We start from the raw sequence: 25,971 nt of genomic DNA, 5'->3' as shown, positions 1-25,971 counted from the left end.
ACTTCATGCACCTTAACCGTGCCGGAGTCTCCGTGTTCAAACGCCGCCTGCTGTCCATCGTGTTCGCCTGCCTGCCCATCTCCGCCCTGGCCGGCGATTTGCCTTCCTATCCCTTCATCCACGCGACAGGCACGGCCTACAGCTTCGTCACGCCGGATTTGGGCGAGATCGACTTCGACGTCAGCGCCTTCGACCCGGCGCCCGACGTGGCCACGGCGCTGGTGAAGACGCGCATCACGGAAATCAAGGCGCTGCTGGCGGAGCAGGGTTTGCCGGAAGCGGCGGCCGGCATCGAGGTGCGCGACGTGCGCAAGGAAATCCGCAAGGGCGCGGAACAGGACCCGGCCAATCCGCAGTACCTGATCAAGGCCAGCGTGCATATCAACATGGCTGACCTGTCGAAATGGCCCGCCGTCATAGGGCCGCTGCTGGCCATGCCCAACCTCGATGCGTTTGCCGTCACCTTCGGCGCCACGCAGCGCATCCGCCTGGAAGAGGAATTGGTGGGCGAGGCCGTCAAGGATGCGCAGCGCAAGGCCGACGCCATGGCGCGCGGCTTCGGCAAGCGCGTGGGCGCCGTGGCCGGCATTTCGTCGGACCAGCTGAAAAACCTGGGCAATGCGGTGGGCCTGGTGCCGTCCGACCGCTACCAGCGCGCGAACAGCCGCCAGCGACAAAATCCCGACGACATGCTGATGGTCACCGTCCTCAAGATGGGCCAGACGGTCGATGCCGTGTTCCGTATCAAATGACCAGGTAGAAGGGCAGCGGGCTGCGCCAAGCGGCCAAACGGTGTAAATTGTGGCTTTCCAAACGCACCAAGGAACGCCATGACCATCAAAGCCATCCGCGACCAGTCGCAAGCCATGCGCCACATCGTGCACGTGCGCGATCACATCATTTCCGCCGACGCCTCGGTGGAAGAGGGCGGCGGCGACGCCGGCCCTTCGCCGCACGACCTGTACGACGCGGCCCTGTCGGCCTGCAAGGCGCTCACCGTCGTCTGGTACGCCCGGCACAAGGGCATCCCGCTGGAACACGTGGAAGTGTCGACCGAGCGCGATGCCAGCGAAGAGCGCAAGGGCGTGTACCGCCTGGCCGCCACCCTGCATCTGACGGGCGAGCTGACGGATGCGCAGCGCCAGGAATTGCTGACCGTGGCCGGCAAATGCCCGATCCACAAGCTGATGACGGCCGTCACCACGGAAATCACGACGGTGCTGGCATGAGCGCGGCCATCCTGAAAAGCCACGAAAAGGACCTGGGCGGCGGCTTCGTCGTGCGGCGCCTGCTGCCTTCCGCAGTAAAGCAGGCCGTCGGCCCCTTCATCTTCTTCGACCATTTCGGCCCCATCGACGTGGCGCCCGACGCCAACCACGACGTGCGCCCGCATCCGCATATCGGCCTGGCCACCGTCACCTATCTGTTCGAGGGCGCGATCGATCACCGCGACAGCATCGGCTCCTACCAGCGCATCGAACCGGGCGCCATCAACTGGATGACGGCCGGGCGCGGCATCGTGCATTCGGAACGCACGCCGCACGACCTGGCGGGCCAGCCGCACCGCACGCACGGCTTGCAGCTGTGGGCCGCGCTGCCCAAGGCGCACGAGGAGGACGAACCGAGTTTCACGCACACGCCGCAAGCCGACATTCCCGTCGTGACGCTCGATGGCGCCGTCGTGAAAGTGTTGATCGGCACGGCCTTTGGCCGGACGTCGCCCGTGCGCACCTATATGCAAACGGTGTACCTGGACGTGGCGCTGCAGGCGGGGCGCGAGTTGCGCCTGGAAGGCTTGCCGCCGGAAGCGGCGATCTACCCGATCAGCGGGGAGGTGCTGGTCGATGGCGTGGCGCTCGCGCCACACACCATGGCCTTGCTGGAAGCGGGCACGGTGCCTGTCGTAACGGCAGGCGGCGGCCCGGTGCAGTTCGTCGTCATCGGCGGCGAGCCGCTGGACGGCCACCGCTTCCTGTTCTGGAACTTCGTCTCGTCGAGCAAGGAGCGCCTGGCGCAGGCGGCCGACGACTGGACCGCCCAGCGCATGGGGAGCGTGCCGGGCGAGACGGAATTCATTCCGCTGCCGAAGGCGCCATTGCGTCCTCCGGCATAAGCGTTTCGTCTAGAACCGCGCGCGCAAGGTCAGTTGCGCCTTGCGTGGCTCGCCATAGAAATTGCCCCACGCAGGCGCGCCCACCGTCTGGTAGTAGCGCTTGTCGAGCAGGTTCGTCACGGACAGCGACGCCGTCCAGTTGCGGTCGATCTGGTAGGCGCCGCGCGCGCTGAACAAGGCATACGCGCCTTGCGCCACCGTAATGTTCTGCGTCACGCGCGAGCTCTCCGTCTGGAAGTTCACGCCGCCGCCCACGCTCCACTTTTGCAGGGCGCCGGGCAGGCGGTAGTCGCTCCACGCGCGCAGCATGTGGCGTGGCGAGTAGGTGCTGGCGAACATCACGCCCGCATTCGACGTCTGTTCCAGGTATTTGAAATTGTTCAGGGTATAGCCGGCGAACAGCTGCCAGCCCGGCGCCACTTCGCCGCTGATTTCCGCGTCGACGCCTTCGCTGCGCACCTTGCCCGCCGAGAAATAGCACTCCGTGCCGCTGGAGCAGGTGTTGACCAGGTCGAGCTCCGCGCGGTTGCGCTGTTCGATGCGGAACAGCGCCAGCGAGGTATTGACCTTGCCGTCGAACAGTTCACCCTTGACGCCCACTTCCAGATTGCGCCCCTTGAGCGGATCGAGCAGTGCGCCTTCGGCCGTGCGCTGGTTCTGCGGCTGGAAGATGTCGGACACGCTGGCATAGCCGGACCAGCGCTTGTCGAACGTGTAGATCACGCCGCCATACGGCGTGACGACGCCGTTTTCGCGGTAGGGGTCGATGTACACCTCGCCCGTGTCGCGGTACACGCTGCTCCATTTGTAGTTCGACAGGCGCGCGCCGGCCACCACGGTGAGCGGATCGCTGACGCTGAAGCGGGCCACGCCATAGGCGCCCGTCTGCGTCATTTTCGTCAAACTGGGATCGCCGCGGTAGCTGTTTTCGCGGAACCAGGCGTCGCTCGGTTCGGCCACGCCGTGATTGGGCCGCAGCGGGTTGTTCGGCTGCTTCAGCAAGGCCAGGCTGAAATCGCTGTCGCTTTCCAGCCGGTTCGTGTTGATGCCGGCGCTGAAGCCGTGGCGGCGGCCGAAGGCGTTGAATTTGCCGTCGAGCGACAGGTCGAGTCCCTTGTTGGTGCTGCCGTAGTCGAACACGCCGCCATACATCATCATGCCGGCCAGGGTGGCGGGATCGAGCGCGCCCTGGCTGAACATGTATTTCACGTCATGCCGCTCGCGCGTGTAGTTGGCGCTGGCTTTCAACGACCAGTCGGCGTCGAAGCGGTGCTCGAATTCGGCAAAGACGGCCGTCTGGCGGCTAGCCCAGCGGTTCCAGTCGGCGCCGAGGAAGGTTTCGCGCGGCAGTTTCGGGTCGCTGCCATCACGGTAGCGGGCCATGCCGGAAAAGAAGGGCGTCGAGTGCAGTTTCTCGTAGCTGGCGCCCGTGGTCAGCTTGCTGCCCGGCGCCAGGTCGAATTCCAGCACGCCGTACAGCACGTCCGTGCGGCTGTCGGCCACGTCATAGAAATAATCGCGCTGGTCGTGCGCGGCGACGGCGCGGCCGCGGATGCTGCCCGATTCGTTCAAGGGGCCGGTGACGTCGACTTCGCCGCGCACGTCGTTCCAGCGGCCAGCGCTGAGCGCCAGCTGCACCTGCTTTTCCGCCAGCGGGCGCTTGCGCACCATGTTGATGGCCGCGCCCGGCGAACCCGTGCCCTGCAGCAGGCCCGTGGCGCCGCGCACAATTTCCACGCGGTCCAGCACGGCCGTATTGCTGGTAAAGCTGTTCGCCTGCGGGTAGTACATGGCGCGGTTGACGCCATCGAACTGGTACGTTTCGACCATGAAGCCGCGCGAATACACATAGCGCCCGCCCATGGGGCTGTCGTACATGGTGATGCCCGTGGTATTGGCCAGCACCGCGTCGATGGTGTTGAGGTTCTGGTCGTCCATTTTCTGGCGCGTGACGACGCTGACCGATTGCGGGATTTCGCGCAGGGTTTGCACGCCCTTGCCGACGGTGACGGCGCGCGCCGCGTACGAGTTGCTGTGTTCACTGACGGGGTCGCGCTCCATGCTGGCGCTGACCGTCACGGGGGCCATGGTCTTTTCCACGCCGGCCGCCGCTGCGGACGATGGCGCCGCCTGGCGCAGCACGTAGGCGCCGTTCGGCAGCTGCACGGCTTCCAGGCCGCTGCCGGCCAGCACCTGGACAAAGCCCTGCGCCACATTATGGTTGCCGCGCACGCCGGGCGAGCGCAGGCCGCGCGTCTGCGCCGGGTCGGTCGACAGGCTGACGCCGGCAGCCACGGCAAAATCATTAAGGGCGGTGGCCAGCGGGCCGGCCGGTACGGCGTAGGCTTGCGAGGCAGTGGCAGCCTGGCCTTGCGCCAGCGCGGGCGCGGCGACAAAGGCGGTGGGGGCGGCGCATGCCATGGCGAGGACGGCCAGGCGGATGGCGCGCGCGGCGGGATGGAGGACGGGGGTGGTCAGCTGCATGCTCGGTCTTTCTGCTCTAAGGGATAAGAATTGGCGTGTGAATCGGCTACGTGAATTGGCTACTTATCTAGGAAGCCGAAGCAACGCAGCGAAACACCAACCCCTGGCGCAAAAAAAACTGAAAATAATTATGTGGCCCGGGCCGACACCGTGGCCCAGTAGCGCGTGAAGTACGTCACTTGCAGTCCGTGCGAGGCGCACAGGCTTTCCAGCACGGCGTCGATATCGTCGAGCCGGTAAGTGCCCGTGACGGGGCGTTGCGCCACGCCGGCGTCGCACGCGAGGCGCCCGCGCCGGTAGCGCGCCAGTTCCGTGACCAGTTTTTGCAGGGGCCAGTCGGCGGCCACCAGCATGCCGCGCAGCCAGCTGTCCTGGTGTGCGGGCATGGCCAGTACGTCCTCCGAGCCGGTTGCGCTGAAGCGCAGCTGCTGTCCCGCTTCCAGACGGCGTACGGCGTCCGGGCGCGCCGCGCAGCGCACTTCCACGGCGTGTTCGTAGACGCTGACCGTGCTGCCATCGTCGCCGCTTCGCACGCCGAAGCGCGTACCGAGCGCGCGGATCACGCCGTGCGGCGTGTCGACGAGGAAGGGACGGGCATCGGAGGCCGTCGTGATCATGACTTCGCCATGGTGCAGGCGGATGCGACGGTGCGTGGCGCCGTAAGCGACATCGAGCGCGCTATCCGTGTTCATTTCCATGCGCCCGCCATCGGCCAGGGTCACGTGGCGGCGCTGGCCCGGCGCCGTGCGCAAGGACGCCGTCAGGGCTTGCCATGGGGCCGACTGCAGGCCCGCCTGGCCCAGCGCGATGCCGCCGCCGGCCGCCACCAGCAGGGCCAGCACTTTCGCGGCCGCGCGCCGGCGCTGCTGCGCCGCCTGCAGGGCAGGCATCGCCAGCGCTGCCGGTATCGCGCCCAGCTGACCGTCCATGCGCCGCAGCAGCTCCCAGGCCCGCTCATGTTCGGTGCTGGCATCGCGCCATGCCTGCAGGGCGGCCGGGTCGGCGCCGCCGCACTGGAGTTCCACATGCCAGTGGGCGGCGGCGGCCAGGACCTTGCGGGCGATGGGAGTGGGGGATGATGCGCCGAACATCAGCCGGCCGCCAGCATCAGGCATTCCGTGTAGGCGCGCACCAGGTGCTTTTTCACGGTGGGCAGGGACACGCCGAGCCGCCGGCTGATGTCGACATAGCTGAGCTCCTCGATTTGCGCCAGCATGAAGATGGCCCGCGTGCGCGCGCCCAGGCGGTCGAGCAGGCGGTCGATGGCCAGCAGGGTTTCGATGATGATGGCATGCGTTTCGGCGCTGATCGATACCGGCTCGGTTTGCTGCGCCAGCGCTTCCAGGTAGGCTTGTTCCAGCGCCTGGCGCCGGTAGCGGTCGACCAGCAAGCCGCGCGCGATGGTCGCCAGGTAGCCGCGTGGTTCGCGCAGGGGCGCCGCGTCGCGCTTGCCGAGCAGGCGCACGAAAGTGTCCTGCGCCAGGTCGGCCGCCTCGGCGCGGTTGCCCAGTTTGCCGCGCAGCCAGCCATACAGCCAGCCGTGATGCTCGCTGTACAGGGTGCTCAGGTGATTGGCATGGGTGGGACTGACGGTACTCACTGCGTTCTCCAGGCAAGGGAAGAGCTGGGCTGACGGAACGCGGGGTGCCGGCTGGCTGGGCTGTTTGAGAATGATACTCATTATCACATTGCCATGCGTCTTGCGTCAATTACTGTTGGTCGCCCAGACGCCAGCGCTCCTGCCACTGTTGCAGATCCGTCCAGGCTTGCTGCAGAGCAACGCCGGACCAGTGCAGCAAGCCATCAAACGCCAGCACAGTGCGCTGCCAGTGGATGCCGTCAAAAAACACGTGGTCGGCCACGATGGTGGCGGCCAGCCAGGCGGCGATGATGACGATGATGTCGTGGCGCCCGCTTTTCCACCAGCGCAGCGAGTGGCGGCGAAAAATCCACGGCACGCCCAGCGGATTGGGCCAGTCCGCCAGCAGATGCATGATGCCGCCGGCGGCAAAGCCGAACAGGGGCGGCGCCCACAGGTGGTGCGGCAATTGCAAATACGTGTAGACAAGCAGGGCGATCCAGGCCAGGCCCCAGTGCGTCCATGTGCGGTGCGTGATCCACAGCTTGTGCGTGCGCGCCCACCAGGCCACTTCCAGCCAGTCCGGCGCCGTGCCGCCCAGCGCTCCCATGACAAAGGCGAGCACGCTCAGCACTTGATAGGGACCACCGGCGCCAGCGTGCGCGACCAGGGCCGCGGCGATCACGCCGGCAGCCCAACCGGTCGCATGATGCGCTTTGTTGGAAGCCATAGAAAATGTAAAACGCCATGCGTGGCGTTGTGTGAAATGCAGGAGATATTAACTGGATGAATATACAGTATGCAAGGGCGTGGAGGGCTGCTATTTGCAGAATATCTGCTGATAATTTGTTAAATTGTGTGTCGGGATGGTGTGGTCAATGGACTCGGCAACGCATGCCGTCCGGTTAATTGTGTTGTGCGGCTGATAATGTAATTGGCGCGGGGGCGCGCTATGCTGAAAGCAGTTTGACGTTTTGAGGAGGTGTCGCCATGAAAATCCCGCGCGAATTGCAGATTCCCGCCCTCGTGTTTTCGCTGGAAGCGGTGTTTATTATTGGCTTGTCGCTGATTTTCCTGGTGCTGGTACCGCGCTAGCGGTCAGGTGTTAGGAGTTAGGAGACGTTGTATCAGGCCGTTTGCATGGTTGTGCTGTCGCACAGCGCCGCGCCTCCGGTGCGGATGATCCAGCATTCCGGATACGGTTCGCTGGCGAAGCGGTTGTGCCGCGCGAAGCCGCTGAGCTTGTCGAGCGCGGTGGCGGGGGCCAGCGCGGTTTCCTTGCCGCTGGCCGTGTCCATGTGCCAGAAACCGCCGTTGCGGTGGAAGAGCACGGGCAGGCAGCTGGCTTGCGGCGTGGCAAGGTGGCTTGCCGGCGTGGGCTGGGTGTCGGGCAGCAGCAGGTAAAAACACTCGGCACGGGCGCCGTGGTCGATGCGGTGCAGGATCACGCCGTGCGCGAGCAGGGCTGTGACGCTGAGCACGACGATGCCCTTGATGCTGGCAGACAATTCGATGCGCATGCCCAGGCGCAGGGGCACGGGCTTGTGCTTGCCGGGCCACACGCCGTCGAGCAGCAGGCCGTAGCGCGACACGTCCTCGATTTCAAAGCCTTGCTGGCTGCGCCGGATGATGGCGTGGCGGCCCGACAGGCGGCGCGTCAAGCCATTGTTGTCCTGGCCGTCGGGGCTGAAATGGCTGAGCAGCACATCGGCTTCCGGGTCCACCAGCTCGAAACGGCCCAGCATGCATTCTTCCAGCGCGAACAGGCGGATCTGGCGCTGTTCGCCCGCTTCCGGCGCCGCATTGACGAGGCAAGCGGCCCGGCTCGGGTGCGGATGGCAGTGGCTGGCGGCGGGCAGGTCGACTTCGATCAATTCCTCGTCCCAGGCTATCGTGGTAAAACCCATGTCGATCTTGCCTTGCGGCGCAGACAGATCCACGTGGGCGATGCCTGCATTGCGCGCCGTCACGTCGAGGTTGCAGCCATCGCCGCCCGTCACGCGGGCGATTGAGGCGTCGTCGGCCATCACGCGCACGTTCTTGTGCGTGCTGAGGAAGATCTGGTGGATTTCCGTCAGGGTGGCGTCGCGTCGCGGCACGAGGATGACAAACGTGCACACCCATTTCTGCGCCACGGCGCCATCGACATGGCTGTGCACTTCCACTTCGATCTGGTATTGCCCGTGTTCTTTGTTGCGCGAGGAAAACTCGACAAACACGGGACGCCAGTCGCCGCGCGTCGTGCGCACGAAATCATGCTGCACGTGCCCGCGCGGGATCAGATCCGAGCGCAGGCGCAAGGTCAGCTGCGGCGCGCAGGCGGCGCTCATGCCGCGCAATTCCATTTTCAGGGTTTGCCGTCCGCCTGCCGCGCGCGGATCGAAGCCGCTGATGTGCAGGTGGGCTTGCACGGGCTGGTAAGCTGATGGCGCCGTTGGCGGCGCAACGGGCACTGGCGTGAACGCCGGGGCGGCGGCGGCGGCACCCACGGAGCGGCTTACCGTTTGAATGGCCGCATCGCGGATAACAGCATCGCGAATAACAGCATCATGCGCAGGGGCGTGCGGAAGCGCCGTTGCCGATGGCTCGGAACGGGCGCTGCGCAGTGCGGTCAACAGGTCGTAGCTGCTGGAGGCAGTCCTTGCTTGCGGGTGGTTGCCCGCGCAGACTGTTTCCCCAGGCAAGACCCAGAACGTACAGTGCGGGTGCTCCGGGTTGCTGCATTTTTTCATGACATTCTGACTCGAATCGAGCGGGGACATTCTGCCCTCTGTTATACATGAGAGCTTACGCGCTTTTGCGCCTGCTTGGCAACTTTCGCGGCGCCCGAATGCGCTCTTTTTGCCCAAATTCATCTCCTTGATCACACCTTGCCATGCATGTCATGGAAACTGTTGCTCAAAAACACATTTTATGTCTTTCCGGATATGTTATTTTGATATCGATTGTTCAGCTGCGTTCAGCTGCGCTGTTTGCTGACGATGACTTCCAGATACTCGCCCGGCACCACCAGCGAGTGGGGGCCCGCCGTATTCAGGCGTTCGAGCAAGGCGAACAGCTCCTGCTCCAGCGCTTCGGCGCCGGCCGCCTCCAGCGCGGCAAAGGCCTTGTGGACGGGGCCGTAATAATCGCGGAAGACCTGCACCCAGTGGTGAGCGGAGGCGTAGCGGAAATTGAAGACCTTGCGCTGGCTGTGCACCTGCTCGGCCGCCTGGCCGAACAGGTCGCGCACATACGCTTCCTCGCCCCAGCGGGCCGGCGACACCACGCCTGCCGGGGGCGGTACATATTTGCCGATGGTCTTGAAAAGCTGGCCGATAAAGCCGTCCGGGGTCCAGTTGGCCATGCCGATGCGTCCGCCGGGACGCAGCACGCGCAGCATTTCGCTGGCCGCGCGCCGGTGGTCGGGCGTGAACATGACGCCGAAGGTCGACAGGGCCGCGTCGAAACTGGCATCGGCGAAGGGCAGGGCTTCGGCGTCGGCCACGCGGAAGGTCACGGCCAGCCCTTCCGCCTCGGCGCGCGCGCGCCCCTTGTCCAGCAGCGCCGGCACATAATCGGTGGACACGACCCGGGCAAAGCGGCGCGCCGCCGCCAGGCTGGCGTTGCCGTTGCCGGCGGCGATATCGATGACGTCTTCATGGGCGCGGATATCGGCGGCTTCGGCCAGCGACTCGCCGACCGGCTGCAGGGTCACGCCGATGACGGCGAAGTCGCCGCTGGCCCAGCCTGCTTGCTGGCGCTGCTTGATGGCGGCGTAGTCGGGCGCGCCGGCAGCGCCGGCCTGCGGTGTAGGAATGGTGTTGCTCATGGCATGCTCCTGGTGACGTTGGGAGAGGTCCTTCCGTCAGACCGCGCGCCACGGGCATGGTTCATTTATACAGGCTGTCGTGAGCGTGACGGCGTTTTGCATTATGCTGGCGCAACAGTTCCCCACGCGCCGCCTGACGCCGAAAGATGACCATGCCTGCCCAACGCCCGTTCCAGCTTGCCATTGCCTATGGCGCCGCCTTGTGCGTGTTCCTGGCCATCGACGCCCTGTGGCTGGCGGTGCTGATGAAGCCCGTGTACGCCGCGGCGCTGGGTCCGCTGCTGGCGGACACGCCCCGCTGGGCGCCGGCCGTGCTGTTTTATCTGCTGTATGTGGCGGGACTGCTGGTCTTTGCCATTTTGCCCGGCTTGCGGGCGCGCCGCGGACGCACGGCGGCGGCGCTGGGCGCGCTGCTCGGGCTGCTTGCCTACGGCACCTATGATTTGAGCAACTATGCGACCTTGCGCGGCTGGCCGCTGGCCTTGACGGCGATCGACATGGCCTGGGGCGCCGTGCTGTCGGCCATCTCTGCCACGGCCGGCTACCTGGCAGCTAGCCGATCGGGACGGTGAATGCCGCATCGAAGCGCAGCGCCAGCATGGTAATGTTGTCGCTATGCAAGCCTTTGGGCGGATGCAAGACAAAGTCGTCGAACAGGGCGCTGACGGCCTGCGCCGCAGTCTTGCCGGCGCACAGGGCGGGCCAGCGGGCCGTGAGTGCCGGCGGATCCTCGCAGGCCCAGAAGCCGTCGCTGGCCAGCAGATAGTGGGCGCCGGGACGCACGCGCAGCACGCGGCGGTCGCCCAGGTGCGCCAGGAAGGGCGGCAAGGTGGCCGCGTCGAGGCCTATCAAGGGCTTGTCGAGCTGCAAGCTGTCGCTGATGGCGTTGCCTAAAATAAAGGCCTGCGAGATTTGCGGATGGTGTTCGCCATGCACGGCGGCGCGCCAGCGGGGCTCGTCGAGCGCGCCGCGCATGGCGTACACGGTGGCCGGCACGTGGTCGACGGTGAGGATGCCGGCCACCCCGTCGGCAATTTCATACAGGCGCGAATCGCCCACGTGATACAGCAGCGGCGCTTCGCCGGGCGGCACTTCCAGCAAGGTCAGGGTGGTGCCGGGCGGACGCGCCTGGGCTGGCGCCGTCCTGGCGAAGGTATCCTGCAAGCGCGTGTGCAACTGGTCGAGCCAGGCTGAGAGGCTGGCCGTGTCGAGACAGGCGGGCATGGCCAGCAAGCCTTGCACGGCCGCTTCCGCCGCTTCGCGCCCATGGCCATGGCCGCCCATGCCGTCGAGCACGGCGGCGCGCGCGTGGCCGCGCGGCCAGCCCGGCACCTGGCAGTGGAACGGCGCCTGCCGCGACAGGCAGACGGCGTGGCCGCTGGCATCGATCAGCAGGAAGTTGTCCTGGTTTTCGCGGCGCGGCATGGGGCCCGCGCCCACGCTGGTGCCGGCGGCGGCATCGAGCCAGGGGCCGAAGTCGAGCCCGTCTTTGATTAAATGCATCGGTTGTGCGGTCCAGGCGGCCAGCAATGTTGATCGTAGGACACAGCTTAGCCGAAATCGTGCGGGGGCGATACCTTGCCTGTCGCGCAAAAAAAACCTGCGGCAGCAAGCTGGCGCAGGTTTTTCATGGTGCAAGTGCAGGGCGGTGCTTAACGGCGATGGCCCCAGCCGTGACCGTGGCCGTGGCCATGGCCGCGGTCATAGTAGTCGCGGCGCCCATGGTCGCGGTAGTAGCCGCGGCCCGGCTGCACGTAGACGACAGCCGGCGGGCCGTAGTAGCGCGGTGGCGGCGCGTAGTACACGGGCTGCGGCGCCGGGGCGTAGTACACGGGTTGCGGCGCAGGCGCGTAATAGGTTTCGCGGTAGCCGCCGCGATAGCCGCCACGGTCGTAATAACGGTCATTTGTGCTGATGCTGTTGCCGACGGCGGCGCCCAGCACGCCACCGACGATCGCGCCATTGCGCCCGCCGGTGCTGTTGCCAATGGCCGCTCCGACAACGGCGCCTGCAACGGTATTGAAGTCGCGGTCACCGGCGACTGCGGCCGAAGACACAGCCACTGCCGCTACCATTACCGCACCCAGGAGTTTCTTGTTGAACATGGCATTTCCTTCCATTCCGGCGAGATCACAATGATCTGCATGAAGTGGACTATATCTGCTGCCGCAAGCTTGTTCCATGTCTAATACAACTTATTACAATCCCGCCACGGCCGTAACAAGTCAGCGCCGGCGCGCCTGCCATTCGGGACGCAGCAGGCTGTACATTTTGACATCGCGCATCACGCCATTGATAAAGAATGCCTGGCGCATCAAGCCTTCCTGGGTAAAGCCGTTCTTTTGCGCGATGCGCTCCGAGCCGATGTTCAGCGGGTCCATCAGCAGCTCGAGCCGGTGATACGGATAGGCGCTGAACAGGTAGTCGACCACCAGGCGCGTCGCTTCGCTCATGTAGCCTTGCCCGTCGCGCTGCCGGTCGAACAGGCGGTAGCCGATCTCGCGCGAGGCCGGCGTGCGGCTCTTGAAGTGCGTGATCGTGCCGATGATGTGCTGAGAGTGATCTTCGATGAGGAACAATTCGCTGTCCTCGGTGACAAAGCCCGATTGCAGGAAGTCGCGCCGCATGGCCTCGGGCGACTTGAATTGCATGGAGAAAAACTCGCCGCGCGAGGGCAGGTCGTTGACGAGGGAAATATAGGTATTCAGGTCGGCGGCCTGCAAATGCCGGATGGTGCAGAGGGTTCCCTTGAGCATGTCGGTTTCCGGTAGCGATCACGAATCCTGATGGTAATCGACTCCGGGGGGAACAGGCAATCGATCCCGTAAAAGTTGCTGCAATGACAGAACAAATACGCTATCGTAGAAAGCCGCGCCTTGCCCATGGCCAAGGCGTACCCGCTTCGACCTCGTTGACTGGAACTGAACCCATGCCTACCATCCTGACTGGCGCGCCATTGCGCCGTTCCGTTTTATCCATCGCCCTTGGCTGCATCGTCAGCGCCGGGGCCTTTGCCGCCGCGCCAGGCAATACCCCGCAAGCGCTGGCGCAGGTGCGCGACACGGCGCTGCACAGCGACTGGGCCTATGCCCGCCTGGCCGACATGACGGATCTGATCGGCCCGCGCCTGTCCGGCTCCGCTGGCGCGGCCGCCGCCGTGCGGCAGGTGGCCGACGCCATGCGCCAGCTGGGCGCCACCGTCACCCTGCAGCCCGTGAAAGTGCCGCACTGGGTGCGCGGCCTGGAAACGGCGGAAATCGTCGACTATGCGGGCCGTCCGCAGGGCGTGTCGCAGCGCGTGGTGCTGACGGCCCTGGGCGGCTCCGGCGCCACTGCCGCCGCCGGCCTGACGGCGCCCCTCATCATCGTCAAGAGCCTGGACGAACTCAAGGCGCGCGCGCCGGAAGTGAAGGGCGCCATCGTGCTGATCGACACGCCGTTCGACCAGGAGATGGCCGAGCGGGGCCTGGCCGGCGTCACCTATGGCCAGGGTTCGCGCTCGCGCTTCCTCGGGCCGAAGGCGGCGGCCGACCTGGGCGCGGCGGCCGCGCTGGTGCGCTCGGTCGGCGGCGCGAACTTCCGTATCCCGCACGCGGGCGCCACTGGCCTGGACGACAACAAGCGTATTCCGGCCGCCGCCGTCACCGTGGAAGACGCCTTGCTGATCGGCCGCCTGGCCGCGCGCGGGCCCCTGAAAATGCACCTGACCCTGACGCCGCAAAACCTGCCGGAAGCGGACAGCTACAACGTGATCGCCGACTGGCCGGGCACGGACAAGGCCGACGAAGTGGTGGTGGTCTCGGGCCACCTCGATTCCTGGGACCTGGCGACGGGCGCGCATGACGACGGCGCCGGCGTGGTGGCGGCCATGGGCGTGGTGGAAACCCTGAAAAAACTCGACTACCGCCCGCGCCGCACCATCCGCGTGATCGCCTGGATGAACGAGGAGAACGGCGGGCGCGGCGGCCAGGCCTACTTCGAGGCGCACAAGCAGGCGCTCGGCAAACAATATGCGGCCATCGAGATGGACAGCGGCGCCGGCCGCCCGTTCGGCATCCTCGCCAGCGTGGGGACGAAGTCGGAAAAACTGTTTGCCCCGCTGCGCGCGGCCCTGCAGCCGATGGGCGCGCACGCGTTCACGCGCCGCGACGCGCTCGGCACGGGCGACTTGCACCGCCTGGAAACGGGCGGCGTGCCCAGTTTCGAGCCGCTGGTCGACAGCCACAGCTACTTCCACTACCATCACACGCCGGCCGACACCCTGGACAAGGTCGACCCGGATAACCTCAAGCGCAACGTGGCGCTGATGTCGTCGCTGGCCTGGTTCCTGGCCAATATCGACGGCGAGATCGGCCGCGCGCCGGAGCAGGGCGAGTAAGCGCCATAGCGCGGGCCGCTGCCTTGCCGGCGCGGCTGCGCGCATCCCGGCCCCTCAGTTTTTCAGATACCAGCCCTCCGTAAAGACAATTTGCCTGGCCTGGGCGGCAATCATAAGATATGCAGCTGCAAATAATTCTCATTTAGTTGGGAATATTGTGCAGCACACTCGCCCGGCCCATGGCGGCCGGGGTTTGCCTCTCTTCTGATTGTCAGGAACGCTGGTGCCCCGTCTTCGCTTGCTTTTTCCCCTACTCCTGGCCGGCTGGCTCGCGTCTGCCGGCGCCAGCGCGCAGCAGCCATCGCCGGCGGCGCCGCGCATCGAGCGCTGTACCATCGCCGACGAACAGGGCGACTTCGGCTTGCCCACGCCCTACACCCATGCCGGCGGCGGCATGGGTTATACGCTGACGAGCCTGATTTTCGATACCCTCGTGTGGCGCGATGCCAGCGGCAAGCTGGTGCCGGGGCTGGCCAGCGCGTGGCGCGAAAGCGCCGACCACCGCACCATCGATTTCACCTTGCGGCCCGACGCGCGCTGGCATGACGGCAAGAGCGTCACGGCGGCCGACGTGGTGTTTACGTTTGCGTATTTGCGCCAGCACCCGCATCCGCTGTTCGATCTGGGTGCCATCGACGGCGTGGACGACCTGGGCAAGGGGCGGGTGCGGGTGCGCCTGAAGCGCGTGTATGCGCCGTTCGTGGCGCAGCTGGCCGGTTCGGTGCCCATCCTGCCGCAGCATGTATATGCGCGTCTGGACGACCCCCAGCGCGTGAAACAGGCCGATATCGTCGGCAGCGGCCCCTATCGCCTGGGCGCGTATGACAAGGCGGCGGGCCGCTATCTGTTTACGGCGAACGAAGCGTACTACCTGGGCCCGCCCAGGGTGCGCAGCCTGCTGTTCCTGCGCATGCAGCCTTCGCTTGCCGTGGGCGCGCTCAAGCGGGGGCAGGTGGACATGATCCGCAGCCTGCCGGCGCCGCTGGCCGCCGAGGTGGCCCGTTTCGCCACCGTGGTCAGCGCGCCCTCCGGTCATCCCGTGCGGCTGCGCTTCAATCATGCGCGTGCGCCGTTTGACGACAAGCGCCTGCGTCAGGCCATCGCGCGCGGCATCGACCGGCAGGAACTGCTGCGCGTGGTCGAGAACGGGCAGGGCGAAGTGTCCGCCGGACGCTTCGTGCGGGGCAGCATCTGGCAGAGCGGGGCGCCGTTCGATGCGTATGCCTACGATCCCGCGGCGGCGCGCCGCATGCTGGCGGAGCTGGGCTACCGCGCCGCGCCCGATGGCCGCCTGCGCGACAGCGGCGGCAAGCCCTGGGTGCTGGAACTGGCGGCATCGCGCAGCCTGTCGCGGCCCGCCAGCCAGCTGGCTGGCCAGCTGGAAAAGCTGGGCATGGAAGTCAACGTGCGCGTCATGGATAGCGGCATCCTGGGCGCGCGCATCGCCGCGGCCGATTTCGACCTGGCCCTCGTCAGCCAGGGCAGCAATGGCGATCCGGAAAGCATGCTGCGTCAAACGGCGGGCAACGGCGCCTACAGCGACGCCTTCCGCCGCGCCGATCTGCTCGAGCTGCTGCAGCAGCAGGTCGGCACCGTCGACGTGGCCAAACGGCGCGCGCTGCTCGACCGCGCCCAGGCCATCTATGCCGAGGAGCTGCCGGCGTTCTTCCTGTATTCGCCGCAGTGGATCACGGCGGCCAATGCGCGCCTGCGGCCATGGTTCACGCCGGGCGGCATCGCCGTCGGCATCTCGCTGCCGCTGAACAAACTGATGTTCGTGCAGTAGACGGGAGCCGACGCTGAGCGCTTTTTCGTTCACGGGCCGGCGCGCCGCGGGCTATGCGCTGGCCTTGCTGGCGCTCGTCAGCCTCGACTTCGCGCTGCCGCTGCTCATGCCCGGCGACCCCGTCACGGCCCTCCTGGGACAGGATGCGCTGATCGAACTCGATGCGGCCGAACGCGGCGCCCTGCTGGCGCGCCATGGCCTGGGCGGCGGGCAGCCGCTGTGGCAGCTGTACCTCGAACACCTGGCGCAGCTGCTGCGGCTCGATCTTGGCTACTCCATCCGCCACGGCATGCCGGTGGCCGATTTGCTGGCGCAGCACCTGCCGTGGACCGTGCTGCTGGTGGCCTGCGCGCTGGCGCTGGCCCTGCTGCTGGGCGTGGTGCTGGGCATCGAGGCCGCATTCGCGCAGGGCAGGGCGATGGACCGTGCGCTGACGGCCGCCACCCTGGCGCTCGACAGCATCCCGCCTTTCGCGCTGGCGATGGGCCTGGTCATGCTGTTCGCCTATGGCTTGCAATGGCTGCCCAGCAATGGCGCCATGGCGCCGTTTTCCACGCTGACGGGCGCTGGCGCCTGGCTGGAACGCGCGCAACACCTGGTGCTGCCCGTGTGCGCCATGGCGCTGCCGGCGGCCGCCGGCGTGTTCCTGAGCGCGCGCGCCACGGCCGTCGGCGTGCGGCAGCGCACCTTCATGGAGCTGGCCCGCGCGCAAGGCGTGGGGCCATTCGCCTTGCGCTACCGCCACCTGGCGCCCAACGTGCTGGCCGTCGTCCTGTCGCGCCTGGGCGCCGTGGCCGCGCGCCTGGTGTCGGGCGCCGTGTACGCGGAAACCGTGTTTGCCTATCCGGGCATCAATCTGGTGCTGACGGACGCCATCGTCAAGCACGACTACCCGCTGGTGCGCGGCGCCCTGCTGGCGACGGGGCTGCTGCTGTTCGCCATGAACTTGCTGGCCGACGCGCTGGCCGGCCGCCTGGCGCGGCGCGCGCAGCGCGCGCCATGAACGCCTCCGTGCGCGCGGGAACAACGCTGCTGCTGGTGCTGGCCTTCCTGCTGGCCGGCGCCAGCTGGCTGCAGCCGGCGTCCGGCGGCGCCCTGGATGCCGTGCTGGCGCCGCCCGGCGCCATGCATTGGCTGGGCACCGACGACCTGGGCCGCGACGTCTTGCTGCGCCTGGCCGCCGCCGCGCTGCCCACCTTCGGCATCGGCGTGGCCGTGAGCGCCGCGAGCATCGCGCTGGCCGTGCTGCTGGCGCTGTGCGGGCTGGCCTGGCCCGCGGCCGATGCACTGGTGCTGCGGCTGGCCGACCTGTTCAGCGCCTTGCCATCGACCTTGCTTTTCATCGTCATCGCTTCGGCCATGCAGCCGGGCGTGGCGGCCCTGGTGGCGATGCTGGCGGCATTCGGCTGGGATGCCGAATTTCGCGCGCTGCGCCTGCGCCTGCGCCAGGTGTGGCGCCAGGAAAGCCTGGACGCGGCGCGCCTGGCGGCGGCATCGGGCACGTATCTGCTGCGCCGCCACGTGTGGCCGGCCATGGCGGGACTGCTGGCCGTGCAAGCGGTCGCCCTCGTGCGCCGCGCCGTGTTTCATTACGCGGGCCTGGCCTTCCTGGGGCTGGCCGACCCGCGTACGGCGACCTGGGGCGGCATGCTCAATGAAGCCATGCCCTATCTTGCCCACCCGGACGCGCGCGCCTGGATCCTGGCGGCGTGGCTGTGCCTGGCCATGCTGCTGATCGCGCTGGCGCTGCTGGGCCAGGGCCTCGACGAGCGCGCGCGATGCTAGCGGCGGCCGCTTTCTGCGTCGAGGCCGATGGCCGCCAGCTGCTGCGCCAGTTGCACTTCCAGGCGCGGCCCGGCGTGCCGCTGGTGATCATCGGCGAATCGGGCGCCGGCAAGAGCACCCTGGCGCGGGCCTTGCTCGGCATGGCGCCGGGGCGCGTCAGCGGCAGCTTGCGCGCCGGCGGCATGCAGCTGGCGGATGCGGACGACGCGGCGCTGCGGCGCTGGCGCGGCCGCCATGCGGGCCTGGTGCCGCAAGACGTGCACGACGCCCTCAATCCCCAGCACACCGTGCTGGCGCAGGTGGCGGCGCCGTTGCGGCGGCATCTGGGCATGCGGCGCGGGCCGGCCGAACAGGCGGCGGGCGACTTGCTGCTCTCGCTGGGTCTGGCCGAAAACCTGCACCGGCGCTATCCGGCCCAATGCAGCGGCGGCCAGCTGCAGCGCGTCCTGCTGGCGGCGGCGCTGGCGCCTTCGCCGGCACTGCTGGTGCTGGACGAGCCGACGTCCGCGCTCGACCCTGACACCAGCGCGCTGGTGCTCGGGCGCCTGCGCGCCGAAGCGGCGCAGCGCCAGCTGGTGGTGGTGACGCACGACCTGGACCTGGCGCGCGCGCTCGATGGCGACGTGCTGGTGCTGTATGGCGGCAGCGCCGTGGAAACGGGACCGGCCGCGTCGGTGCTGGCGTCGCCGCGCCATCCCTACACGCGCGGGCTGCTGCGCGCCTGGCCGCGCGAGAACGGCAAGGACTTGCAGGGCATCGCCGGCACGCATGAAGAGTGCGCGCGCGGCTGCGCCTTCGCCAGCCGCTGCAGCCAGCGCGTCGCCCGCTGCGCCGAGGAAGCGCCGGCGCTCGACGCCACGGGCGTGGCCTGCCTGCGCGGCGGCATCGTCACCGTGCTGTCGGCGCGCGGCGTGCACAAGCGCCTGGGCGGGCAAGCGGTGCTGGCGGGCGTGGACCTGGAGGTGCAGTCGGGCGAGACGGTGGTCATCGTCGGCGCGTCCGGCGCGGGCAAGTCGACCCTGGCGCGCATCCTCGTCGGCCTGCAGCAGGCCGATGCGGGCACAGTGGCCACGCCGGCGCGCGAGGAGGGCGGCGCGGCGGCGGGCGTCGCCTACGTGCCGCAGCATGCGGGCGCCTCGGTGGCCAGCCATTTCACGGTGTTCGAGGCGGTGGCCGAGCCGCTCGTCATCGGGGGCCGCGACAGCGTGGACGCCTGCCGCGCGGCGGCGCTGCGGGCGCTGGCCGACGTGCGCCTGCCGGCCACGCAGGCCTTCCTGGCGCGCCCGGCGCGCAGCTTGAGTGGAGGGGAATTGCAGCGCCTGGCCATCGCGCGGGCGCTGATCGCCGATCCGGCCGTGCTGGTGGCCGATGAACCGACGGCCGCGCTGGATGCCTCGGTGCAGGCGAAGGTGCTGCGGCTGCTGCTCGACGTGCAGGAGGCGCGCGGCCTGGCCCTGCTGCTGATCACGCACAATCTGCCCGTCGCCCGCCACGTGGCGGACCGCATCGTGCGGCTGGAAGACGGCCGCTGCGCGGCAGAGGCCTCAGGGTCGCCGGCCGGCCCGGAAGGCGCCGCGCCGGCGCTCTGGATGCGCCTGGCCTAAGTAACCCCCAATAAATTATTGTGATTTCTGACTTCCATAACCGGCGCTCTGCAAGGTGGCCGACGAGGCGTTGCCCGCTGCTAGCAGTGCTCGCACTGCGTCGCAGCGGGCGCCTTGCATACCATCCGGTTCTGTTCGTCATAAATGCACAATAATTTCCTGAGGATTACTTAGCCCAGGAAATCGCCTACATACACGAGGTGTTCGAACGGCGGTTTTTCGTTCTCCGTGCGTGCCAGCACCGTCTCTAGTGTGGCGCGCAGCACGGCCTGTTTCGCGTCCGCGCCCGCGTGCGCGACGATGGCCAGCGGCGTGCTGCCGGGCAGGTGGCGCGCCAGGCGTTCGACCAGCGAGGGCAGGTCGGCGCGCATGGTAAAGAAGACCAGGGTGGAACCGGTGGCGGCCAGTTTGTCCAGGGTGTCACTGCCCGTATAGTCGTCGCGCGTGTCGGCCGAGGCGGCGAGGATGACGGAACGACTGTGCTTGCCGCCCGTGACATCGCGGGCCAGCGCCGCATTGGCCGCATTGAAGCAGGAGATGCCGGGGATGACGATGGGATTGAGTTCGCTGAACTCGCTCAGGTAGCCCGATTGCGGCCCGAAGATCATGGCGTCGCCATAGTCGAGCACCGCGACGGTCTTGCCGGCCGCCGCTGCCGCATGGATGATGTCGCGCGTCTGTTTTTCCATGGCGTCGACTTCGTCCTCTGGCGTATCGCGCCGGGCCAGGGGACTGAACAGGCCGTGACCGGCCTTGTGCTGTTCCTTGCCGCTGAGCAGTTCGGCAAATGCTTCGAGCAGGCGCGGGATGCCGAACACGATATCGACGCCGCGCAGGGTTTTCTGCGCCTTGACGGTGATGCTGTCAGGGTCGCCGATGCCGGCGCTGACGAGGTACAGGCCGCAGTGCGTGCCCGCTTGGGTGGTATAGGTCATGGTTCTCTTCTCTTCAAGGATGGTTGATTGGAGGGGGAATCGCTTAAAACTGGTAATTCGCGCTGACGCGCACGTCGCGCCCCGGCTCCGGCAGGATATTGCCGGTGCCGCCGTCGAGCGAACTGTGGCTCGTGTAGCGCTTGTCGCCCAGGTTGCGCACGGTCAGCGCCAGGCTCAGCGCGCGCAGCGCGGCCGGCTGCCATTGCAGCTGGACGTCGTGCAGCACGTAGCCGGCGCGCCGCACCGCCGCTTTCGGCACGTCGTCCAGGCGCCGCACGGCGTTCAGGGTATAGCCGGCCGTGAGCCCGGGCAGCACCTGCCACTGGCTGTCCCACGTCAGGCGGTCGCCCAGCGCCGTGCCCACGCGGCGCGCCGGGTTCAAGGGCTTGCCGCCCACCGTGGTATCGGCCAGCACCACGCCGACGGAGGTGCCGTAGCCGCCCCGCTGCCAGCGCGCTTTCCATTCCCAGCCCCTGGAGCGCAAGGTCTCGGGCATGTTGCGGATGTACGCTGGATACACGACGCCCTGGCCGGCCCATTCGATCAGATTGGCAATGCGGGTGTCGAAGTAGCCGAGGCGTACGGTCAGGTGGTCGCCGTCCTGCAGCGCATTGGCGCCTTCGTACTGCAGGCCCGCTTCGCGCGTGGCGGAGGTTTCCGGCTTGAAGGGCTTGCCGTTGTTGAAATTACTTTTTTTGTCCAGGCTCGTGAGAAAGCCGATGGGAATGATGCCGCTGGCGCGCACGGCTTCGCCATAGCTGGCAAAGGCGCCCACGCCGCCGCCCAGTTCCAGCTCGGCACCCGCGTTCGGCGACGTCTTGCCGCCCTTGACGGTGCGCGGGCCGAAGGCGGTATGGTAGTGATCGTGGCGCACGCCCAGCGACAGCTGCAGGGCTTGCCAGCGCATGCGCTCCTGCACGAAGAGGCCCAGGTTGCGCGCCTGCGTGGATTTGCGGCCCGGCCCCAGGATGGCGGCGCCCAGCACGCCGTCGGTGACGCCTTCCTCGTCCATGAAGTCGGCGCCGGCCGTCAGGCGATGCTGCGTGCCGGCCAGGGCCAGCTGCGCCGTGTTGCGCGCGCTGCCGCCCCGTTCCGTCGTCCTGGCGCCGCGCGCCTGCGTCACGTCTTCCAGCGCGTTCTTGTTCAGGTACAGATTGAATTTCCAGTCCAGCAGCGCATTGCCGGCCGGCTGGTAGCGGTGTTCCAGGGTATAGGTGTGGCGTTCGCTGCGCTGGGAGGTGGGCACGGCGTTCGCGGGCGCATAGCCGTTGTCGCTGCCGACCCGGCTGAACAGGTAGAGTCCCGCATTGCGGTTGCGCGCCGCGCCCAGCCGCAGGCTGTGGCCGGCCAGGTCCAGCAAGCTCAATTTGAGCAGGTAGTCGCGGTCATGCCCGGCCGAATTGGGCACGTCGCCACCGCCGCCGATGCGGTAGTTGTCGCGGTTGACGGCGCTCACGTGGGCCAGCAAGCCCACTGCATCGCCGAGCATGCCGTACGCGCTGACGGCGCCGCGCCGCGCTTCGTCGGCGCTGGCGTACGCCGCGCGCACGGTCGCGCCGGAACGCTTGCCGGGCGCCAGCAAGTCCTGCGCATCGACGGTGTTGAAGCGGATGCTGCCGCCCAGCGCGCCCGGTCCCGCGTCGGCGCTGGGGCCGGGCTGGATATCGACCTGTTTCAGCAGGTCGGGATCGATGCCGCCCAGGTCGCCCCGGTGCTGGTGCAGGCTGCGGCCCTGGCGCGCGCCGTCGATGCTGATGTGCAGGTTGGCGCCATCGACGCCGCGCAGGTAGATGCGCTGTGCATTGCTGGCGCCGCCGCCGATGCTGACGGCCGGTTCGCTGGCGAAGACGTCGGCCACGTCCATCGCTTGCTGGCGCTGCAGGGTCTCGCGGGAAATGCGCGTGATGCCGGGCAGGGGCGCGTCCGGCGCGGACTGGCCGATCAGCTTGACTTCGGGCAGGGTCGCCAGCGGCGCCGCCTGTTCGGCTGGCGTGTCCGCCGTTTGCTGTGCAAAAGAGAGGGGGGCGATGGGCAGCGCGCTGGCGCCAAGCAGGAAAAGGGGAACGGCATGTCGCATGGGAAGGTCGTCTTTGTCAGAAAGGAAGCCACGGGAAGGGAGGGCGCAGGTGCTGGCCTGCGCAGCGTCAGTCGAATCTGCTACAGCAGCGCTGTCCCGGGACAGGAAGTGGCGCGCCGCGCCCTTCCCGATCCCTGAAATACCCGGTTGGCTTCATCTCGTCAGCCGCCATTCTGGAAGAGGCGGGCAACCTTGGCTATTTGTATTTCTTGAGCCGCGCCATCAGGAAAGCTGAGGACTGCGTCTCACAGCCCTGCGCGCTTGGCCACCAGGGTCAGGATGTCGTAGCTGGCCACCAGTTCATCGTTCTGGTTGGTGACCTGCACGTCCCACGACACCACGCCCTGGCCGACGCCCTTGTCGTCGCGCCGCTGGCGGTCGACCTTGCGCTTGCACGTCAGGCGTGCGCGGATGGTGTCGCCGATGCCGACGGGCGCGACGAAGCGCAGATCGTCGAGCCCGTAGTTGGCCAGCACGGGGCCCGGTGCCGGCGACACGAACAGGCCGGCGGCGGCCGCCAGCACGAAATAGCCGTGCGCGATGCGCCGGCCGAACTGCGAATCGCGCGCGGCGATCTCGTCGAAATGCATGTAGAAATAATCGCCCGAGATGCCGCCGAAGGCGACGATGTCCGCTTCGCAGATGGTGCGCCGGTGCGTCAGCAGCGATTCGCCCACTTCCAGCTCGTCGAAATGCTTGCGGAACGGATGCTGCACGCTTTCGCGCACGGCGGCGCCGCGCACGTATTCGCCCGTCACGGCCGTCAGCATGGTGGGCGAGCCTTGCAGCGCCGAGCGTTGCAGGTATTGCGAGATGGCGCGCAGGCCGCCCAGCTGCTCGCCGCAGCCGGCGCGGCCAGGGCCGCCGTATTTCAGGTGCGCCGACGCCAGCACGTCCGTGCCCGCCGCCGCCACTTCGCGTTCCAGCACCAGCACGCGCCCGTGCGAGGCGGCCAGGCGCGGCACGGCATACGCGGCCAGCTTCGGATCGCGCGTGGCCAGGGTGCTGGCAAGGCTGCCCCTGCCGCGCGCGGCCAGCGCCAGCGCTTCGTCCACGTCCGCATACGGCATCAGCGCGCAGACGGGGCCGAACGCTTCGATTTCATGCACGGCGTCGCCGCGCGCGCCGCCGCGGCACAGCAGCAGGGTGGGCGCGGCAAAGGCGCCATCGCGCACGCCGTCTCCCGCCGGCGCGTAGCCGTCCACCTGGCCGCAGACGATGTCGCTTTCCTCGGCCAGGGCGCGCACGCGGGCGCCCAGTTCGCGGCGCTGTGCCTGCGATGCCAGCGGTCCCATTTGCACGCCGGCCTGGGCCGGGTCGCCGATCACCACGGCCGCCAGGCGTTCGCGCAGGCGCGCCGTCAGCGCTTCGATCTGCCCGTGCGGCACCATCACGCGGCGGATGGCGGCGCCGTCCTGGCCCGCCTTGACCGTCATCGAACGCACGATGGCGTCGGCCAGCAGCTCGAATTCCGGCTCGCCGCTGCGCACGTCCGGTCCCAGGATGGCGCAGTTCAGCGACGCCGCGCCCAGGCTGACCTGCACCGAGCGCGCCAGCAGGTTAGGGTGGTTGCGCAAGGTCGTGGCGGTGGCGTCCGAACCCGTGAAGCTGACGGCATCGTTGTCCTGCAGCCGTGCCAGCAAGGCGTCGGCCGGGCCGAGGGCCAGCTGTAGCGCGCCTTTCGGCAGCACGCCTGACGCGTCGATCAGGCGCACCAGCGCTTCGGCCAAATAGCTGGTGCAGGTGGCCGGCTTGACGATGCAGGGCATGGCGGCCAGGAAGCTGGCGGCGAATTTTTCCAGCAGCGACCAGACGGGCAGGTTGAACGGGTTGATGTGCAGGGCCACGCCGCCGCGCGGCACCATGATGTGCGTGCCGGCCGCGCCGCCGCGCCGGCACAGCGACATGGCGGGCGCTTCGTGCAGCACATTGCCCGAAGGCAGGCCGCTGGCCGCGATGCCGGCGTAGGAATTGAGCACGCCGATGCCGGCGCAGATATCCTGCTTGCTGTCGGCGCGCGTGGCGCCGCTCAGGTAGGCGATCGTGTACAGCTCCTCGCGATGCCGCTGGATGTGCGACGCCAGCGCCCGCAGGCACGCCGCCCGCTGCTGGAAGTCGAGCGCCATCAGGGCCGGCACGCCGGTGCGGCGCGCATAGTCGAGCGCCTGCTGCGCGTCGACCGCCTCGGCATGCGTGTGGTAGATCAGCGAATTGTCGATGGCGCTGTGCAGCGACAGGCCCGCTTCGCTGCCCATCCAGCGTCCGCCTATCCAGCTTTGCAGTGTGCTTACCTTGTTCATGCTTGTTCCTCGTTCGAGTGCGTGAGCGATGCCGCCGTTTCCAGCGCATCGATGAACATGCCCGCCACGTCGAAACCCGTCTGCTGCATGATTTCGCGGAAGCAGGTTGGACTGGTGACATTGATTTCGGTCAGATGGGCGCCGATCACGTCCAGCCCGACCAGCAGCAGGCCGCGCGCCGCCAGCACGGGCGCCAGGGTCTCGGCGATTTCGCGGTCGCGCGCCGTCAGCAAGCGCGCTTCGCCGCGCCCGCCGGCGGCCAGGTTGCCGCGTACTTCGCCCGCCTGCGGTATGCGCGCCAGCGCATGCGGCACCGGCTTGCCGCCGATCAGCAGGATGCGCTTGTCGCCTTCGCTGATGGCGGGAATGTAGCGTTGCGCCATGATGGTGACGGCGCCGTCGCGCGTCAGCATTTCGACGGTGGCGCCCAGGTTCATGCCGTCCTCGCGCACGCGGAAGATGCCGGCGCCGCCCATGCCGTCGAGCGGCTTGAAGATCACGTCGCCGTGCTCGGCGTGGAAGGCGCGCAGGCGCGACGGCTCGCGGCTGACGAGGGTCGGCGCGCAGAACGGCGCAAATTCCAGGATCGCCAGTTTCTCGTTGTGGTTGCGCACGGCCGATGGCCGGTTGAAGACGCGCGCACCCTGGCGCTGCGCCATGTCCAGCAGGTGGGTGCTGTACAGGTACTCCATGTCGAACGGCGGATCCTTGCGCACCAGGACGGCGTCGAACTGCGCCAGCGGCAGCGTCGCCGCCGCCTCGCGGTGGAACCACGCGCCGGCGTCGTCGACCAGCTGCACGCGCGCGGCATGGGCGCTGACCACGCCGCCTTCGCAATGCAGATGCTGCTGTTCGAACACGTGCAGTGCGTGGCCGCGCGCGGCCGCTTCCTGCATCATCGCGTAGGTCGAATCTTTCTTGATGTTCAACAGCTCGAGGCGGTCAGCCAGGATCGCGATTTTCATCGATGCGCCTTTCATTCAATAGGGTGGGGTAGCGGAAACCGGTGGGCCGCGCCGGTGTGCGCGGCAGCCGTGGCGCCATGCGCCGGGTCCTTGTTGCTGGAATATTTCTGCAGCGATGGTAGCGCAACGGGCGCCATTCGGCTCCTCAGATATT

General features: G+C 67.7%; 22 protein-coding genes. 9 read left to right on the top strand and 13 right to left on the bottom strand.

Translation table 11 applies throughout. From position 1 onward, the window contains the following. The first annotated feature begins 32 nt into the window (after nucleotides 1–32). From IGS55_RS14390 to IGS55_RS14380, 3 genes are all read left to right on the top strand, one after another. The gene (locus tag IGS55_RS14390) at nucleotides 33–752 is read left to right on the top strand and encodes an SIMPL domain-containing protein (protein WP_230516224.1); all 720 of its coding nucleotides are present in this window, start codon (nucleotides 33–35) and stop codon (nucleotides 750–752) included. Nucleotides 753–830: 78 nt separating this feature from the next. Then, the gene (locus IGS55_RS14385) at nucleotides 831–1,229 is read left to right on the top strand and encodes an OsmC family protein (protein ID WP_230516223.1); all 399 of its coding nucleotides are present in this window, start codon (nucleotides 831–833) and stop codon (nucleotides 1,227–1,229) included. Further along, on the top strand, nucleotides 1,226–2,113 hold the full coding sequence (locus tag IGS55_RS14380) for a pirin family protein (protein ID WP_230516222.1): 888 nt from the start codon (nucleotides 1,226–1,228) through the stop codon (nucleotides 2,111–2,113). Before IGS55_RS14385 ends, IGS55_RS14380 begins: the two co-directional genes overlap by 4 nt. Before the next feature lie 9 nt (nucleotides 2,114–2,122). Here the strand turns inward: IGS55_RS14380 and IGS55_RS14375 are convergent, their stop codons facing one another. From IGS55_RS14375 to IGS55_RS14350, 6 genes are all read right to left on the bottom strand, one after another. Next, entirely contained in the window at nucleotides 2,123–4,597 is a 2,475-nt protein-coding gene (locus IGS55_RS14375; protein ID WP_230516221.1) for a TonB-dependent siderophore receptor, read from the bottom strand. A 128-nt stretch (nucleotides 4,598–4,725) separates the two neighbouring features. Next, nucleotides 4,726–5,688: a FecR domain-containing protein gene (locus IGS55_RS14370; RefSeq protein ID WP_230516220.1), complete on the bottom strand. Its 963-nt coding sequence runs from the start codon at nucleotides 5,686–5,688 to the stop codon at nucleotides 4,726–4,728. Beyond that, complete coding sequence (locus IGS55_RS14365) at nucleotides 5,688–6,197, bottom strand: sigma-70 family RNA polymerase sigma factor (RefSeq protein WP_230516219.1); 510 nt, start codon at nucleotides 6,195–6,197, stop codon at nucleotides 5,688–5,690. The genes IGS55_RS14370 and IGS55_RS14365 overlap by 1 nt, the downstream gene beginning before the upstream one ends. A gap of 109 nt (nucleotides 6,198–6,306) precedes the next feature. Beyond that, entirely contained in the window at nucleotides 6,307–6,906 is a 600-nt protein-coding gene (locus tag IGS55_RS14360) for a metal-dependent hydrolase (RefSeq protein WP_230516218.1), read from the bottom strand. Nucleotides 6,907–7,303: 397 nt separating this feature from the next. Beyond that, on the bottom strand, nucleotides 7,304–8,665 hold the full coding sequence (locus tag IGS55_RS14355) for an FHA domain-containing protein (RefSeq protein WP_230516217.1): 1,362 nt from the start codon (nucleotides 8,663–8,665) through the stop codon (nucleotides 7,304–7,306). Between the two features lie 470 nt (nucleotides 8,666–9,135). After that, nucleotides 9,136–9,987, bottom strand: a complete 852-nt coding sequence (locus IGS55_RS14350; protein ID WP_230516216.1) for a class I SAM-dependent methyltransferase — start codon at nucleotides 9,985–9,987, stop codon at nucleotides 9,136–9,138. Between the two features lie 152 nt (nucleotides 9,988–10,139). Between IGS55_RS14350 and IGS55_RS14345 the strand changes: the two genes are divergently transcribed. Further along, nucleotides 10,140–10,559, top strand: a complete 420-nt coding sequence (locus tag IGS55_RS14345) for a DUF2177 family protein (RefSeq protein ID WP_230516215.1) — start codon at nucleotides 10,140–10,142, stop codon at nucleotides 10,557–10,559. Here IGS55_RS14345 and IGS55_RS14340 read toward each other — a convergent pair. From IGS55_RS14340 to IGS55_RS14330, 3 genes are all read right to left on the bottom strand, one after another. Next, nucleotides 10,540–11,490, bottom strand: a complete 951-nt coding sequence (locus IGS55_RS14340) for a PP2C family protein-serine/threonine phosphatase (protein WP_230516214.1) — start codon at nucleotides 11,488–11,490, stop codon at nucleotides 10,540–10,542. The two genes, IGS55_RS14345 and IGS55_RS14340, sit on opposite strands and share 20 nt — an antisense overlap. A gap of 149 nt (nucleotides 11,491–11,639) precedes the next feature. Then, nucleotides 11,640–12,092 carry a glycine zipper 2TM domain-containing protein gene (locus tag IGS55_RS14335; protein ID WP_230516213.1) on the bottom strand — a complete coding sequence of 151 codons (453 nt, stop codon included), beginning with the start codon at nucleotides 12,090–12,092 and terminating at the stop codon, nucleotides 11,640–11,642. Nucleotides 12,093–12,212: 120 nt separating this feature from the next. Further along, nucleotides 12,213–12,743, bottom strand: a complete 531-nt coding sequence (locus IGS55_RS14330; RefSeq protein ID WP_230516212.1) for a GNAT family N-acetyltransferase — start codon at nucleotides 12,741–12,743, stop codon at nucleotides 12,213–12,215. 173 nt (nucleotides 12,744–12,916) lie between these two features. Between IGS55_RS14330 and IGS55_RS14325 the strand changes: the two genes are divergently transcribed. The 5 genes from IGS55_RS14325 to IGS55_RS14305 all read left to right on the top strand — a co-directional run bounded on the left by IGS55_RS14325 (nucleotide 12,917) and on the right by IGS55_RS14305 (nucleotide 19,540). Beyond that, entirely contained in the window at nucleotides 12,917–14,365 is a 1,449-nt protein-coding gene (locus IGS55_RS14325; protein WP_230516211.1) for a M20/M25/M40 family metallo-hydrolase, read from the top strand. 223 nt (nucleotides 14,366–14,588) lie between these two features. Continuing rightward, a complete protein-coding gene (locus tag IGS55_RS14320) occupies nucleotides 14,589–16,151 on the top strand; it encodes an ABC transporter substrate-binding protein (protein ID WP_230516210.1) in 1,563 nt (520 codons plus the stop codon). A 64-nt stretch (nucleotides 16,152–16,215) separates the two neighbouring features. Continuing rightward, on the top strand, nucleotides 16,216–17,154 hold the full coding sequence (locus tag IGS55_RS14315) for an ABC transporter permease (protein ID WP_230516209.1): 939 nt from the start codon (nucleotides 16,216–16,218) through the stop codon (nucleotides 17,152–17,154). Further along, nucleotides 17,151–17,936, top strand: a complete 786-nt coding sequence (locus IGS55_RS14310) for an ABC transporter permease (protein WP_230516208.1) — start codon at nucleotides 17,151–17,153, stop codon at nucleotides 17,934–17,936. The genes IGS55_RS14315 and IGS55_RS14310 overlap by 4 nt, the downstream gene beginning before the upstream one ends. Next, nucleotides 17,930–19,540: an ABC transporter ATP-binding protein gene (locus IGS55_RS14305; protein WP_230516207.1), complete on the top strand. Its 1,611-nt coding sequence runs from the start codon at nucleotides 17,930–17,932 to the stop codon at nucleotides 19,538–19,540. Before IGS55_RS14310 ends, IGS55_RS14305 begins: the two co-directional genes overlap by 7 nt. A 170-nt stretch (nucleotides 19,541–19,710) precedes the next feature. Here IGS55_RS14305 and IGS55_RS14300 read toward each other — a convergent pair whose 3' ends face one another. The 4 genes from IGS55_RS14300 to gshB all read right to left on the bottom strand — a co-directional run bounded on the left by IGS55_RS14300 (nucleotide 19,711) and on the right by gshB (nucleotide 25,817). Next, nucleotides 19,711–20,475: an SAM-dependent methyltransferase gene (locus IGS55_RS14300; RefSeq protein ID WP_230516206.1), complete on the bottom strand. Its 765-nt coding sequence runs from the start codon at nucleotides 20,473–20,475 to the stop codon at nucleotides 19,711–19,713. A 43-nt stretch (nucleotides 20,476–20,518) separates the two neighbouring features. Beyond that, nucleotides 20,519–22,552 carry a TonB-dependent receptor domain-containing protein gene (locus IGS55_RS14295; protein ID WP_230516205.1) on the bottom strand — a complete coding sequence of 678 codons (2,034 nt, stop codon included), beginning with the start codon at nucleotides 22,550–22,552 and terminating at the stop codon, nucleotides 20,519–20,521. 245 nt (nucleotides 22,553–22,797) lie between these two features. After that, nucleotides 22,798–24,852 (bottom strand): phenylacetic acid degradation bifunctional protein PaaZ, encoded by a 2,055-nt coding sequence (gene paaZ, locus IGS55_RS14290; protein WP_230516204.1) that lies wholly within the window; start codon nucleotides 24,850–24,852, stop codon nucleotides 22,798–22,800. Beyond that, nucleotides 24,849–25,817, bottom strand: coding sequence for a glutathione synthase (gene gshB / locus IGS55_RS14285; RefSeq protein ID WP_230516203.1), 969 nt, complete (start codon nucleotides 25,815–25,817; stop codon nucleotides 24,849–24,851). Before gshB ends, paaZ begins: the two co-directional genes overlap by 4 nt. Nucleotides 25,818–25,971: the final 154 nt, after the last annotated feature.

The organism is Janthinobacterium sp. EB271-G4-3-2 (genome assembly GCF_020858035.1).
Lineage (GTDB): Bacteria > Pseudomonadota > Gammaproteobacteria > Burkholderiales > Burkholderiaceae_D > Janthinobacterium > Janthinobacterium aestuarii.
The sequence above is the reverse complement of the archived record's forward strand: the minus strand, read 5'-3'. Positions and strand labels throughout refer to the sequence as shown.